The organism is Kitasatospora sp. NPDC001119 (assembly GCF_053598475.1).
In genome coordinates this window covers 18,112-32,179 of the sequence record NZ_JBSFKI010000018.1, presented here as the reverse complement: position 1 = coordinate 32,179, position 14,068 = coordinate 18,112, and the positions used below count along the sequence as shown (strand labels likewise).

At 71.2% G+C, this 14,068-nt stretch carries 12 protein-coding genes; 5 read left to right on the top strand and 7 right to left on the bottom strand.

Annotated features, from left to right (window positions below):
- Positions 1 to 10: 10 nt before the first annotated feature.
- From ACWDD9_RS22615 to ACWDD9_RS22595, 5 genes are all read right to left on the bottom strand, one after another.
- Positions 11 to 262, bottom strand: coding sequence for an acyl carrier protein (locus tag ACWDD9_RS22615; protein WP_049651481.1), 252 nt, complete (start codon positions 260 to 262; stop codon positions 11 to 13).
- Positions 263 to 265: 3 nt separating this feature from the next.
- On the bottom strand, positions 266 to 1,102 hold the full coding sequence (locus tag ACWDD9_RS22610) for an ACP S-malonyltransferase (RefSeq protein ID WP_234348362.1): 837 nt from the start codon (positions 1,100 to 1,102) through the stop codon (positions 266 to 268).
- A gap of 74 nt (positions 1,103 to 1,176) precedes the next feature.
- Positions 1,177 to 2,091, bottom strand: coding sequence for a LysR family transcriptional regulator (locus ACWDD9_RS22605; protein WP_049651483.1), 915 nt, complete (start codon positions 2,089 to 2,091; stop codon positions 1,177 to 1,179).
- 674 nt (positions 2,092 to 2,765) lie between these two features.
- Complete coding sequence (locus tag ACWDD9_RS22600) at positions 2,766 to 4,298, bottom strand: MFS transporter (protein ID WP_049651484.1); 1,533 nt, start codon at positions 4,296 to 4,298, stop codon at positions 2,766 to 2,768.
- Positions 4,299 to 4,480: 182 nt separating this feature from the next.
- Positions 4,481 to 5,158: a TetR/AcrR family transcriptional regulator gene (locus ACWDD9_RS22595; RefSeq protein ID WP_049651485.1), complete on the bottom strand. Its 678-nt coding sequence runs from the start codon at positions 5,156 to 5,158 to the stop codon at positions 4,481 to 4,483.
- 165 nt (positions 5,159 to 5,323) lie between these two features.
- Between ACWDD9_RS22595 and ACWDD9_RS22590 the strand changes: the two genes are divergently transcribed.
- Together ACWDD9_RS22590 and ACWDD9_RS22585 are read left to right on the top strand one after the other, a co-directional pair.
- Positions 5,324 to 5,914, top strand: coding sequence for a Uma2 family endonuclease (locus tag ACWDD9_RS22590; protein ID WP_049651486.1), 591 nt, complete (start codon positions 5,324 to 5,326; stop codon positions 5,912 to 5,914).
- Between the two features lie 122 nt (positions 5,915 to 6,036).
- Positions 6,037 to 6,825: a VOC family protein gene (locus tag ACWDD9_RS22585; protein ID WP_049651487.1), complete on the top strand. Its 789-nt coding sequence runs from the start codon at positions 6,037 to 6,039 to the stop codon at positions 6,823 to 6,825.
- A gap of 71 nt (positions 6,826 to 6,896) precedes the next feature.
- On the opposite strand, the gene ACWDD9_RS22580 is transcribed toward ACWDD9_RS22585, so the two are convergent.
- Both ACWDD9_RS22580 and ACWDD9_RS22575 read right to left on the bottom strand, forming a co-directional pair.
- The gene (locus ACWDD9_RS22580) at positions 6,897 to 7,355 is read right to left on the bottom strand and encodes a hemerythrin domain-containing protein (protein WP_074002297.1); all 459 of its coding nucleotides are present in this window, start codon (positions 7,353 to 7,355) and stop codon (positions 6,897 to 6,899) included.
- Between the two features lie 125 nt (positions 7,356 to 7,480).
- Complete coding sequence (locus ACWDD9_RS22575) at positions 7,481 to 8,077, bottom strand: TIGR03086 family metal-binding protein (protein WP_449812498.1); 597 nt, start codon at positions 8,075 to 8,077, stop codon at positions 7,481 to 7,483.
- Between the two features lie 211 nt (positions 8,078 to 8,288).
- Between ACWDD9_RS22575 and ACWDD9_RS22570 the strand changes: the two genes are divergently transcribed.
- The 3 genes from ACWDD9_RS22570 (at position 8,289) to ACWDD9_RS22560 (ending at position 14,056) form a co-directional block, all read left to right on the top strand.
- On the top strand, positions 8,289 to 8,858 hold the full coding sequence (locus ACWDD9_RS22570; RefSeq protein ID WP_049651490.1) for a DoxX family protein: 570 nt from the start codon (positions 8,289 to 8,291) through the stop codon (positions 8,856 to 8,858).
- Between the two features lie 296 nt (positions 8,859 to 9,154).
- The gene (locus tag ACWDD9_RS22565; protein WP_449812497.1) at positions 9,155 to 11,458 is read left to right on the top strand and encodes a M9 family metallopeptidase; all 2,304 of its coding nucleotides are present in this window, start codon (positions 9,155 to 9,157) and stop codon (positions 11,456 to 11,458) included.
- A gap of 291 nt (positions 11,459 to 11,749) precedes the next feature.
- Entirely contained in the window at positions 11,750 to 14,056 is a 2,307-nt protein-coding gene (locus ACWDD9_RS22560) for a collagenase (protein WP_449812496.1), read from the top strand.
- Positions 14,057 to 14,068: the final 12 nt, after the last annotated feature.

Below are 14,068 nucleotides of genomic sequence, written 5' to 3'. Positions count from 1 at the left end.
GGCAGTCCCCCTATTCCCCGGCGAGCTTCTTCTGGACGAATTCATCGATCGCGTTGAGCGATACGAGGACGTTCATGAGGATCTCGTCGCCGTCGAGGGCCAGCGAGAACTCGGACTCCAGGAAGCGCATCATCCTGACGTAGCCGAAGGAGTCGATGACCCCGGCCTTGAACAGGTCGGTGTCCGGGGTGGTCTCATCGTCGAACTCGAAGAGGAAGCGCTCCTCCAGGTACGTCCGGATCGTGTCCGTCGTCGATTCCATCGTTCAGGCTCCAGACGTGATTTTGTCGACCATGCGGGTGAGGGAGGTGCCCCCGATCTCGGTGAACTCCACGTCGTCGTCCCGGTCGAGGAGACTTCGTACGCAGTCGGTCCAGCGCACCGGGGCGACGAGCTGTTCGGCCAGCAGCCGGGCGGTCTCCTCCGGCCGGTGCGGCCGGGCGGTGACATTGGAGACGACCGGGGTGCGGGGTGCGGCGAATGCGAAGCCGGTGAGGAATTCCGCGAAGCGCACGCGGGCGGGCTCCATGTAGCGGGAGTGGAAGGGCGCGCTCACCCTCAGGCGGGCGACCCGGATCCCGTTCTCCTCCAGGCATTCGACCGCGGCGGCCAGCACCGGGGGAGTGGCCGCGATGACGAGTTGTGACGGGGTGTTCAGGCCGGCGATGTCGACGCCGTCGATCCCGTGGTCGGCGAGGAGCTCCAGCAGCCGTTCCTCGGGGGTGTCCAGGACGGCGGCCATGCCCCCGTCGGAGGCCGCGGCCATGAGCTCGCCGCGCTTGGCGACCAGCCGGAGCCCGGTCTCGAAGTCGAACACCCCGGCGGCCAGCAGGGCGTTGTACTCGCCGAGGCTGTGCCCCAGGTAGACGTCCGCCGGGCGGTCCTCCCGGTGGGTGCGCTCGAAACCGTGCAGGGCGTTGACGACGAAGATCGCAGGCTGGGTGTACTCGGTCCGGCCGAGCAGGCCGTCCGGGTCCTTGGTGCACAGGGCGGCGAGGTCGTACCCCAGCAGGTCGGAGGCGAATCCGACCAGTCCTGGGTAGCGTTCGAGGACCTCGGCGCCCATTCCCTTGTGCTGGCTGCCCTGGCCGGCGAAGAGCATGGCGAACACGGCATTCCTCCGACGGGTGTCGCGGGGATGAGGGGGTGTGGCGAGAAGGGGGCGCGCGCCCGGTCTCACAGACGGCAGGTCGGGACGACCGACCTGAGCACGTTCAGGACCGCGCGGCCGCGCCGGTCGAGGGCGAGGCCGGGGGCGGCGGCCACGCCGAGCGACGCGGTCGGCGCGTCCCCGGCGAGTTCGACCGAGCGGATCCGGCCGCCGTCCAGCGTCGTGGCCCGGTGGGCGCGCTGGTGGACGAGGGCGAACCCGCACCCGGCGGCCACCAGGCCGCGGACGGTCTCCGGCCCGGTGGCGGTGACCACCGGTGGCAGCGGGACGCCGACGTCGGCGAAGAACTTCTCGAAGTGGAGCAGCAGCGGCGGGTCGTCGAGGGCGACGAACGGCCGCTCGGCGAGCTCGGCCAGGCGGACGGGGTCGGCCCGGCCGCACGGGTCGTCGTCCGCGACGAGCGCCCGCATGGGCAGCTCGGCCAGCGGGACGAACCGGGAGCCGCCGCTCAGGAAGTCGTAGGTGACGGCCAGTTCGCACTGCCCGTCCCGGAGCAGGGCCAGCAGCCGGTCGGCCGGTTCCTCCCGGGTGGTCAGCCGCAGGCCCGCGTGGCGTTCCGCGGTGATCCGGTGGGTCTGGGGGAGCAGGAACGGGGCGACCGGGGTGAGGAACCCGACGCCGAGCCGGCCTTCGATGCCGCCGGCCAGCGCGTCCCCCTGCTCCTGGAGGCTCCTGGCCTGTCCCAGCAGCGCGCGGGCGCCGAGGAGCAGGTCCCGCCCGTTCGGGGTGAGGGTGACCCCGCGGGCGTGGTGGCGCAGCAGCAGCTGCACGCCGAGTTGGCGTTCCAGCCGCATGATGGCCGAGGAGACGGTCGATTGCGAGGCTCTGAGCTTCTCGGCCGCTTCCGAGATGTTTCCGAGTTCGGCCGATTCCACGAAATAGCGCAACTGCGTGAGGCTGAAGTCCAGGCGGTCGGTCATTCTTCACGTCCGGAGTGATTTCTCGGTCGGTCGGATCGTGTGGGCGCGGTTCGCGCGCGTTCCGGCCGCTTCAGGTCCGGTGCGCGTTCCGGGGCGATCGTCTGGGCGTACGCGGCGCGGTTCCGGCGCCGGGACAGTGGAACCGTGGCAGGCGGTACCGGTCGTACGTGTGCGATGGCGACATGGCGGGGCTCTTCTCTGGCTTCGGGAGCGAGGAGAACACTGTCGAGCGGGTATCGCGAAACGCTGTGTGTCATGCGCGTGTCAAGAAAGTAAAAAGCGCAGGCCGGAGGGTCGTGGCCAGGAGTGTGCAGGAAGGTTCAAGGGTGCACACGGAACGAAGCGCTTCGCTCACCTTAGGCGACAGGTTGACCGTGGAACAAGGTCGCCCTGGGGCCGGGATGTGAGGAACTCGCGGGCGTATCCGGTGGGCCGGATTCCGCGGGCCGGACCGTACGGGGACGTCCGAGGTCGGACCGTCCGGGACCGTCCGGGGTCGGATCGTCCCGGGGTGACCGGGGTCGGACCGTCCGGGACCGTCCGGGGTCGGATCGTCCCGGGGTGACCGGGGTCGGACCGTCCTGGGGTGTCCCGGGCGGAAACGGCGAGCGGCCCGCCCGGTGTCGTGGAGGACACCGGACGGGCCGCGTACGCACCCGAGCAACCCCTGCGCGTCAGTGCACCAGCACCGGCACGTCGTTCTCGGCCGCCGAGCCCGCGTCCGAGCCCGTCGAGGCACCCGGCCGGCCGGCGTTGATGAAGGTGAAGGCGACCACGCCGGCCGCCACCAGGATCCCGAAGGACACCCAGATCGCGGTCGAGAAGCCGTGCACCATGCCCTGGAACTGCAGCACCTTGGCGGCCTCCGGCGAGGCGGCGGCCGCGGCGGTGGCGTGCGAGGCCAGCCAGCCGGTGGTCGCGCTGGCCGCGATGGTGTTCAGCAGCGCGGTGCCGATGGCGCCGCCGACCTGCTGCGAGGTGTTGACCATCGCCGAGGCCACACCCGCGTCGCGCGGCTGGACGCCGTGCGTGGCGAGGCTCATGGCCGGCATGAACGCGGTGCCCATGCCGAGGCCCATCAGGACCAGGCCCGGCAGGATCAGCGCCGGGTAGGAGGTGTCCAGGCTGATGTGGGTCAGCAGGAACATGCCGGCCGAGGCGACCAGGAAGCCGGGCGCCATCAGGTAGCGGGCCGGGACCCGGGTCATCAGCCGGGCGCCGATCTGGGTCGAGCCGGTGATCATGCCCGCCACCATCGGCAGGAAGGCCACGCCGGTCAGCACCGGGCTGTAGCCGAGCACGATCTGCAGGTAGTAGGTCAGGAAGAGGAACAGACCGAACATGCCGATCACGGCCATGCCCAGCGACAGGTACACCCCGCCGCGGTTGCGGTCGAGCACCACGCGCAGCGGCAGCAGCGGGGCCTTGACCCGGAGCTCCACCAGCACGAAGGCGGCCAGCAGCACGGCGGCCGCGACGAACAGGCCGATGGTGGTGCCGGACGACCAGCCGTCCGACTCGGCGCGGGTGAAGCCGTAGACCAGCGAGACCAGGCCGGTGGTCACCAGCAGAACGCCGGGGACGTCCAGCCGGTTGCGGTTGCGGCCCTCGGCGGGCTCGCGGATCACCATCACGGCGCCGACGGCGGCCACGATGGCGAACGGGATGTTGACGAAGAAGGTCCAGCGCCAGTTCATGTACTCGGTGAGCAGGCCGCCGAGGATCAGACCGATGGCGCCACCGCCACCGGCGATCGCACCGTAGATGCCGAAGGCCTTGGCGCGCTCCTTGGCCTCGGTGAAGGTCACCGCGAGCAGCGACAGCGCGGCCGGCGCGAGCAGCGCGCCGAACACGCCCTGGAGTGCGCGGGCGCCCAGCAGCATCGCGGTGTTGGCCGCGGCGCCGCCGAGCGCGGAGGCCAGGGCGAAGCCGGTCAGGCCGACGATGAACGTCCGCTTGCGGCCCCAGAGGTCCGCGATCCGGCCGCCGAACAGCAGCAGCCCGCCGAAGGCCAGCGCGTAGGCGGTGATCACCCACTGGCGGTTGCCGTCGGAGATGCCCAGGTCCCGCTGTGCGGACGGCAGGGCGATGTTCACGATGGTCGCGTCGAGGACGACCATCAGCTGGGCGAGGCCGATGAATATCAGCGCCTTCCAGCGCCGGGGATCGGGCAGCGTCGCCGGTCGGGCGGCGTCGGTTCGAGACATGGGGGTACTCACTTCACGGTGCGTGTGGTGTGCGTGAACGGTCGGGTGCCGTGCTGCGGGCACGGCGGGTCGCCGCACCGGGAGGGTGCGGTGGCAGGGCGCGCCGGGGCACGGCGGCGCGCGCCCGGACGGCAGGTACTGGTCGGGCCCCTACAGGCAGGGGGTCGGTACTGGTGGGTCGGTCAGTTCTGGGGCTGGAAGTCCTCGAAGGTCGCGGCCCGGCCGGGCAGCACCGAAGGAGCCGGTGCGCGCAGGCCGTCCAGGAAGATCTGCAGGTGCCGGTGGACGAAGTCGTCGAGCAGTCGGCAGGCGGTGTTCGGCAGTGGCCGGGTCAGCTGGCTCATCGCGATGAACAGGTCACCGTGGTCGACGTCCGACCGCAGCTCGCCCGCGGCCCGGGCGCGCTCCATCAGCCCGCCCACGGCGGCCTGCAGGCGCTCCCGGATCTCGGTCAACTCCGGGTCGTACAGGTCGACATGGTTGCTGAACAGGGTGCACAGACCGCCGACCTTCTCCCCGACGGACGCGTGCGCGAACCGCTGGAGGGCGTCGAACGGCCCACTGCCGTCAGGGGCGTCCGCCTCTGCCGTCGCCGTCTCGGCGAGGGCCAGGATGCGGTTCTTGACGAGCACCGCCACCTCGCGGATCAGCGCCACCCGGTCCGGGAAGTTCCGGTACAGCGTGGCATTGCCGACCCCCGCCCGCTTCGCGATCTCGTCCAGCGGCGCGTCCGCACCGTACTCGACGAACGCCTCCCGGGCCGCCAGCACGATCCGCTCCCGGTTCCGGCTCGCGTCCGCACGCAACTTCGGCGTACGTGCGCTCCCCGCGGGACGGACCGACTCGGCGGTGGTGGTCACGACGACTGCTCCTCATCAGGATACCGGGGAAAATCTCCCCGCTTCTTCCAACGTACTCGGAAACGGGGAATCCGTCCCCGGAATTTCCCCTCGCCATGTGACCTGCGTCACATAACCCCCCTGCTCGCGGGTAGGGATGTCACACCCCGGCGCTACGGTCGCGGTATGTGCACGGCTCCTGACGCACCGCGCCGATCGCAGATGCGGCCCGAAGAGTTCGAGGAACTCGCGCGCCTGGCTTTCCGGGCGCTCGAGGGCCTCCAGTTGGAGTTCCTCGGCGGGCGACTGGGAGTGAAACCGAGGTCGGGCGGCAACCACGGCTGTGTGATCGAGTGGCTGGTGCGGAGCTGCTTCCAGGCGCGGCCGGAGCTGTGGCTGCACAGCCATGGCCTGAGGATGCGGGGAACCGACGGCGGACGGGTCCATCCCGATGGGACTCTGGCCCCCGCCGAGGCCTTCGTCGGGCAGGGGGAGTGGGTCGATGCGGATCGCGTGCTGATGGTGGTCGAAGTGACCGATGCGGACGTCGACGCCGATCGGCGCGCCCGGGTCGAGAAGCCCCGCGCCTACGCCGAGGCCGGCATCCCCGTCTACCTGCTGATCGACCGGGACTCCGCGGAGATCATCGTCCACAGTCAGCCCGACGGCGTCCGCTACGAGACCGTTCACACCCTGCCGTTCGGCAAGGCCGTCCGCCTCCCCGACCCGGTGGGCATCTCCCTGGACACCGAGCCCCTCAAGAACTGGGTGCGCTGATCCCGGGCATGGCTTCCCCGGGGCGGTGAGGGTGGCGCCCTAGGCTGTGGGCGTCCCGGGCGGCCGGTGGGCCGTGGGAGTCGGGAGGGGCCCGGCGGCCGGGTGGGCGGAGGAGGTTCGCGATGGGCAGCGGTGAGACGGTCGCCCGGGTGCGCTGTGTGGCGGCCGTGCCGTGCTGGGTGAGCCTGATGGCCCCGGATCTGGAGGACGCGAAGACGTTCTACGGCCCGCTGCTCGGCTGGGAGTTCGAGCCCGGGCCGGACCGCTTCGGCCCGTACGTGCACGCGGTGACCGGCGGGGAGGCGGTGGCCGGGCTGGGCGTCGCCGGTGTCGGGGCGGTTCCGCTCGCGTGGACCAGCTACTTCGGGACGGAGAGCGCCGACGCCGCCGCCGACGCGGTGCGGGAGCGCGGCGCGACCCTGGCGGTCGGCCCGCTGGCCTTCGACGCCGGACGGGTGGCCTTCGCGGCGGACCCGGCGGGCGCGGTGTTCGGCATCTGGGAGGGCCCGCTGGGCCGGGCCCGGAAGCTGGACCTGCCCGGGGCGCCGGTCTGGATCGAGCTGCGCACCCCGGACCCGTTCGCGGCGGCGCTGTTCTACGGCGAGGTGTTCCGCTGGGACGGCCGCGACCCGGAGCGCTTCGACGTCCGCTGGGAGCACGACCGGGTGGTGCTGCGCGCCGAGGGGCACAGTGTCGCGGCGCTGGCCAAGGAGCAGGCCGGCGGCCCGGCCGGGATGCCGCCGCACTGGGAGGTGTCCTTCGCCGTCCCGGACACGGACCGGGCGGTGGCCCGGGCCGCGGAGCTGGGCGGCGGGGCGCTCGGGCCGGCCTTCGACTCCCCGTACGGGCGGGTGGCCCGGCTGCGGGACCGCGAGGGCGCCCGGTTCGCGGTGATCAGCCCGAAGCATTGATCCGGCCCGGAGGAATGATCCGGCCTGAAGGAATGAGCGGGCTCGGAGGGACGGGCCGGCGGGAGCGCTGATCAGTCCGGGGCGTCCAGTTCGGCCCGCTCCGCCCGCAGCCGGTCGCCCAGCGCGGTGCGGGCGGCCGCGGGCAGGGCTTTGCGGGCGGCCGGGAACAGCTGCTCCTCCTCCCCGCGCAGGTGCCGCCGCAGGGTTTCGGCGAGGCCGCGCAGCAGGGTGTCGAAGGCCGGTTCGGCCGGTCCGAGCCCCTGGAGGTCGGCGAGGTACTGCCCGATCGCCAGGTGGTCGTGGATGCTGCGGAAGACCAGGGCCCCGCCGTCGGGCACGTCGTGCTGGACCACCGGGAAGAGGTGTTCCTCCTCGGCGGCGCAGTGGGTGAAGAGGAGGTCGGTCAGCCGGGCCACCAGCTCGCCGCGTCCGGGGTCGCCGGCCGGTGCGGCCTCGATCCGGTCGAGCAGTTCGGTGACCGCCCGGTGGTCGGCGGTGAACTCGCCGAGGATGTCAGGCCTGCGGCTCATGGCCCGCCCGCCTCTCGCACGGAAGACTTCCCCCGCTGTCTTCCAGTATCCGGCGCCGGGCCGCCCGCCCGGAGGCACGCTCCGCCGACCCCCCGTAGTGCCCGCTCACCCTCCGTGGGTCCCGCTCACCCCCCGTCCCGCCGCCCGGTGAGGGCGAGCAGCCGGGTCTGCGGGTCGGCGTCCTCGGGCACCGGCAGCGGCGGGTCGAAGAGCCCGCTGCCGGAGAGGTCCCCGTACCCGGCGAACTCGCCGAGCGCGAACCCGACGAGCCCGTCGGGGAGCCGGGTGTGCCGTCCGATGCCCTCGGCAAGGTCCCAGGAGTGGATCACCAGGTCGGTGGTGAGCTGGTCCAGGTAGTACTGCCCCGAGGTGTCCCCGAAGGAGAGGTGGACGGTCAGCTCGGTGGCGCCCGGGACGGCCCAGGCCTCCCGGGCGGCCTCGGCGGCGTCGGTCCAGGCGGTGACCGGGTCGTCGCCGAGCACGTCGCCGTCGAAGCGCTCGCCGACCTCGCCGACGGTGGCGCCCATCAGCAGTTCGGGCACCCAGAGCTGTTCGCCGGTGAGGTGGTTGACGAGGTCGCGGACGGACCAGTCGCTGCACGGGGTGGGGGAGTCCCACTGTTTGGGAGTGATCAGTCGGACGCGCTCGCCGAAGGCGTCCAGCGCCTCGGGGTACGGGGTGCCGGTCCGGGTCTCCCGTCGGTGCTGCCTGTGGTGGGCCATGTCTCCACCCTCTCCGGCCGGGGCGGGGCCCGCGAGTCGCCGACGGCCCGTCAGTTGTTCAAATTCGAACTTCGGGGTACGGTCGGTGAAGCGGCGGTTCAAATTTGAACAATGGCGCCGGGTGACGATCCCTGCCTGCCGCACCACCACAACCCTTGACCGTGTCCGGCCGCGCCGGACGGCGACCGAACCCCGATCGATGGAGACGCGCATGCCGAGCAGCAGCCCGAGCACGACCGCCGCCACCACCACCGTCAGCCCGACCCGGGACACTGCCGGGTCCGCGACGACCTCCCCGCACGCCTATGACGCCGGACTCCTGCTCCTGCGCCTGGCCCTCGGCCTGACCATGGCCGCGCACGGCAGCCAGAAGCTGTTCGGCTGGTTCGGCGGCGGCGGGATCGACGGCACCGGTCAGTTCTTCACCATGAGCGGCTACCCGGCCGGCAACGCCATGGCCGTGGTGGCCGGCCTCACCGAGACGCTGGGCGGACTCGCCCTCGCCGTCGGCCTGCTGACCCCGCTGGCGGGCGCCGCGATCGTCGGCACGATGGTCAACGCGATAGCCGTCACCTGGGGCGGCGGCTTCTTCGCCCCGAAGGGCAGCGAGTACGAGCTGCTGCTGACCGCCGGTGCCGCCGCGCTCGCCCTGACCGGCCCCGGCCGCTACGCCGTGGACCGCTTCCTGCCGGTGCTGCGGGCGCACCGCCTGGCGTACGGCGCGGCCGCCGTCGTGGTCGGCCTGGTGACGGCGGGTGTGATCCTGCTGCTCCGCAAGTAGCCGGAATCCGGCGGTAGTCGGTTCCACCGATCCGCGGGTCCGAAGGGCATGGCGACGACGACGTCGCCATGCCCTTCCGCTTTTCCGGATGGGTAGGGCTTGGGTAAAGGCCTTCACAATGATGTGTGATGTGTGCAATATTACATGGCACATCCCCACTGTTTCCACGACGGACCCGCCCCACGGGTCCCGTCGCGGACGGTCCTCGCTCCCCCGTAGGCCGCGCCCCAAATCGCGGCCGATGACGGCCCGGAGGCCCCCACGTGAATGGCCAACGCTTACTGCGAGTCCCGCGGTTGGCACGACTGTTGACGCTCGTCCTGTCCCTGTTCCTGACGGTCGGCCTGTTCGCCCCGCTCAGCCAGGCCGCCCCCGCCGGCCCCACCCCCGGCGGCACCCCCGCCGGTACGCCCACGGGCACGGCGCCCGCCCACCTGGCGCCGCCGCCCGCGATCGGCGAGAGCCGCGCCGACACCACCCCGGCGAAGCCGGACGGCCGCAAGCGCCTCAGCCCCGAGGACCTGGTGCCCCAGTCGCCGACGGCCCCGCTCACCGGCCTGCCGACGGCCGGGCAGCCGCAGGCCAAGGCCTTCGGCCTGGACGCGGCCGCCGCCCGGCCCTGCAACGTCGGCGACTTCACCAGCCGGACCGGCAGCGCGCTGGTCCAGCAGATCAAGTCCGTCGACCTCCAGTGCGTCAACTCGCTGTTCAAGATCGGCCGCGGCGACGCCGCCAACGCCTTCCGCGAGTCGCAGATGGTCACCGTGGCGAACGCGGTGCGCGACGCCGCCAACGGCTACCAGGGCAACGACAGCGGCTCGATCGCGGAGCTGATGCTCTACCTGCAGGCCGGCTACTTCACGCAGTTCTACAACCCCGACGTGGTGGGCCCCTACGGCAGCGGCCTGAAGGACGCCTCCCGCGCCGCGCTGGACGCGTTCTTCGCCAACCCCCGCTCGCGGGACGTCACCGCGGACAACGCGAGCCCGCTGGCCCGGGCGGCCACGCTGATCGACAGCATCAAGGACAGCGCCCGCTACCTGCCCGTCGTCAAGCGCCTGCTGTCCGACTACGACAGCGCCACCTGGAACCCGAACGGCATGGTCTACGCGGTGACCCCGGCGCTCACCGCGCTGTTCGCCGGCCACTGGGAGGCCGACTTCCTCCCCGCCGTCAAGGCCGACCCGAGCGTGCTGGACGCCCTGTTCACCTTCATCTCCCGCAACCAGGGCCTGCACGGCGGCACCTACGGGCGGACGGTCTACGAGGCGACCAACGAGCTGACCCGCTTCATGCAGTACCCGGACCTGTTGCCCCGGCTGCGCCCCTACGCGCGGGCCCTGGCCCAGCAGTCCGCCCCGACCGGCCCCACGATGTACCAGCGCGGCTCGGTGACACTCGCGGTGAACTGGTGGGACAAGGGCAACTGCTCGTACTACGGCACCTGTGACGACCCGGCGAAGTTCAAGGCCGCCAACCTGACGGTGAAGCACAGCTGCAGCCCGAGCATCGTCATCCTGGCCCAGGCGCTGGACGCCGCCCAGCTGAACACCGCCTGCACCAGCCTGAACGGCCAGGACGCGTTCTTCCACGCGGTGGCCAAGGACAACGGCCCGGTCAAGGACGACAACAACAAGACGATCGAGGTCGTGGCCTTCCACTCCTCGCTCGACTACCAGGTGCTCGCCGCGGTCATCTACGACATCAACACCAACAACGGCGGCATGTACCTGGAGGGCGACCCGGCGGCGGTCGGCAACCAGCCGCGCTTCCTCTGCTACGAGGCCGAGTGGGCCCGCCCGTCCTTCGAGATCTGGAACCTCAACCACGAGTACACCCACTACCTCGACGGCCGGTTCAACGTGTACGGCGACTACGACGCCGGCCAGGTCCAGCCGATCGACTGGTGGGTCGAGGGCTTCGCGGAGTACGTCTCCTACTCGTACCGCAAGGTCGTCAACGACGGTGCCATCGCGGTCGCTTCGCAGCACACCTACCGGCTGAGCGAGCTGTTCGACACCGTCTACGCCACCAGCAGCCAGGACCGGGTCTACCGCTGGGGCTACCTGGCCGTGCGCTACATGCTGGAGCAGCACCGCTCCGACCTGGACGCGGTCCTCGCCAAGTACCGCGCCGGTGACTGGAACGGCGCCCGCGCCATCCTGAAGACCACCATCGGCACCCGCTACGACGCCGACTTCGACAGCTGGCTGACCAAGTGCGCCGCCGGCGCCTGCGCCACCGACACGCCGGGCCAGCCGCAGCTGCCGGAGTGCGCGGGCAACGACGTCCGGCTGCTTTCGGCCAACTGCGTGCGCGGCAACGTCGCGGCGACCACGGGCAACTACGCGCACTTCTACCTCTTGGTGCCGGCCGGCACCAAGCAGATCAAGGTCACCAGCAAGGGCGGCACCGGCAACGGCGACCTCTACTACAACCCGACGAGCTGGGCCTACACCAACGCGTACGTCACGCGCTCGGCGGGTCCGGACAACGCGGAGACGCTGACCGTCACCAACCCGCCGGTCGGTGGCTACGTCTTCTTCAGCCTCTACGCCCAGCAGGGCTTCAGCGGGGTGAGTGTCACGAGCGAGATGTGAGCCGACCCCGGCTGACCCCAGACAGGTGACCGCCCCGGGCGGAGCGCTACGGCGCCCCGTCCGGGGCGGGTCTGTTGACGGACCGTCACCACGATCCCTCCGTGAATTCCCCGCAAACTGCGCACAACGCCCCGGGTTCCCAAGGCCATGTGAGATGTGCCATGGTACATGTCACACCCCCCACCGTGCCCGACGGAACCGCTCCCCACGCGGCGCCGTCACCAACGGTCCTCGACACCCCCCACCGGCCGCGCCCCAAATCGCGGCCGACGACGGCCCGGAGGCCCCCACGTGAGTCCTTCACGTCTGCTGCGACTCCCGCAGCTGGCACGATTGCTGACGCTCGTCCTGTCCCTGTTCCTGGCGGTCGGCCTGTTCGCCCCGCAGTCCCAGGCCGCCCCCGCCACCCCCACCCCCGGCGGCTCGCCCGCGCCCGTCCCCACCGGGCCGGCCCCGCAGCCCGCCACCGGCGCAGCCGAACGAGCCGACAGCGGGCAGCAGTTGGCCTCGGTCGACCAGCGCGCCCCGCTCTCGGTCGACACCCGGCCGGCCGAGGTCCGGCCGACCGCCAAGGCCCTCAGCCTCGGCGCGGCGGCCGAACAGGCCTGTACCGTCGGCGACTTCAGCGGCCGGACCGGCAGCGACCTGGTCCAGCACATCAAGAGCGCGGACATCAACTGCATCAACAGCCTGTTCCAGCTCACCGGCGGCGACGCGCGCGGCGCGTTCCGCGAGGAGCAGATGAGCACGGTGGCCTACGCGCTGCGCGACGCTTCGGCCAACTACCCCGGTGACAACAGCACTTCGGTCGAGCAGCTGGTGCTCTACCTGCGCGCCGGCTACTTCGTGCAGTGGTACCACAAGGAGGACGTCGGCGAGTACGGCGCCGGCCTCAAGACCGCGATCCAGTCCGGGCTGGACGCCTTCTTCAACAGCGCCCACTCGCGCGACGTCGCCTCGGGCAACGCGCCCATCCTGGGCGAGGCCGTCACCCTGATCGACAGCGCGCAGGAGAACGTCCGCTTCCTGCCGGTGGTCAAGCGGCTGCTCGGCGACTACAAGGCCGACACCTGGAACCCGGCCGGCATGGCCTGGGCGGTCAACCCGGTGTTCACCGTGCTGTTCCGCGGCCACCAGGTGCCCGGCTTCGACGCGGCCGTCGAGGCGGACCCGAGCGTGCTGGACGCGCTGTCCGACTTCGCGACCCGCAACAACGCCCTGCTCGGCGACAGCTTCGGCGTGCTGGTCTACAACGCGACCAAGGAGCTGACCCGCTTCCTGAAGGACACCGCCCTCCAGGCCAAGGTCCGTCCGCTGGCCAAGACGCTGGTCGAGAAGTCGGAGCCGAAGGGCCGCACCGTCTTCCAGTGGGCCGCGGTCGCGGAGGCGGTCGACTACTACGACCAGGGCAACTGCTCCTTCTACGGCACCTGTGACAAGTCCGCCCAGCTCAAGGCCGGCGTGCTGACCGTGAAGCACACCTGCAGCCCGAGCATCACGCTGCTCGCCCAGGCGCTGGACGCCACCCAGCTGAACACCGCCTGCACCAGCCTCAACGGCCAGGACGAGTACTTCCACTCGGTGGCCAAGGACAGCGGCCCGGTCAAGGACGACAACAACAAGACGATCGAGGTCGTGGCCTTCCACTCCTCGCTCGACTACCAGGTGCTCGCCGCCGCGATCTACGGCATCGACACCAACAACGGCGGCATGTACCTGGAGGGCGACCCGACCAAGGCCGACAACCAGCCGCGCTTCCTCTGCTACGAGGCCGAGTGGGCCCGTCCGTCCTTCGAGATCTGGAACCTCAACCACGAGTACACCCACTACCTCGACGGCCGGTTCGACATGTACGGCGACTTCGAGGCCGGCATGAAGACCCCGACCGTCTGGTGGGTCGAGGGCTTCGCGGAGTACGTCTCCTACTCGTACCGCAAGGTGAACAACGACGGCGCCATCGCGGCGGCCGCCCGCCACACCTACAAGCTGAGCGACCTCTTCGACACCGGCTACGGCGACCAGGACCGGGTCTACCGCTGGGGCTACCTGGCCGTCCGCTACATGCTGGAGCAGCACCGCTCCGACCTGGACGCGGTCCTCGCCAAGTACCGCACCGGTGACTGGGACGGTGCCCGCACCATCCTGAAGACCACCATCGGCACCCGCTACGACGCCGACTTCGACAGCTGGCTGACCAAGTGCGCGTCCGGCGGCTGCGCCACCGACGGCAGCGGCAACCCGCCCACCACGCCGGGCACCCCGCTGCCCGAGTGCACCGGCACCGACACCCGGCTGCTGGCGGCCAACTGCACCCGCAGCAACGTCGCGGCCACCACGGGCAACTACGCGCACTTCTACCTCCTGGTGCCGGCCGGCACCAAGCAGGTGAAGATCACCACCAGCGGCGGCACCGGCAACGGCGACCTCTACTACAACCCGACGAGCTGGGCCTACACCGACACGAACACCGCGCGGTCGACCGGCCCGGACAACTCCGAGACGCTGACCGTCACGGACCCGCCGGCCGGCGGCTACATCTTCTTCAGCCTCTACGCCCAGCAGGGCTTCAGCGGGGTGAGCGTCACGAGCGAAATGTGAGCCGAGTACGGC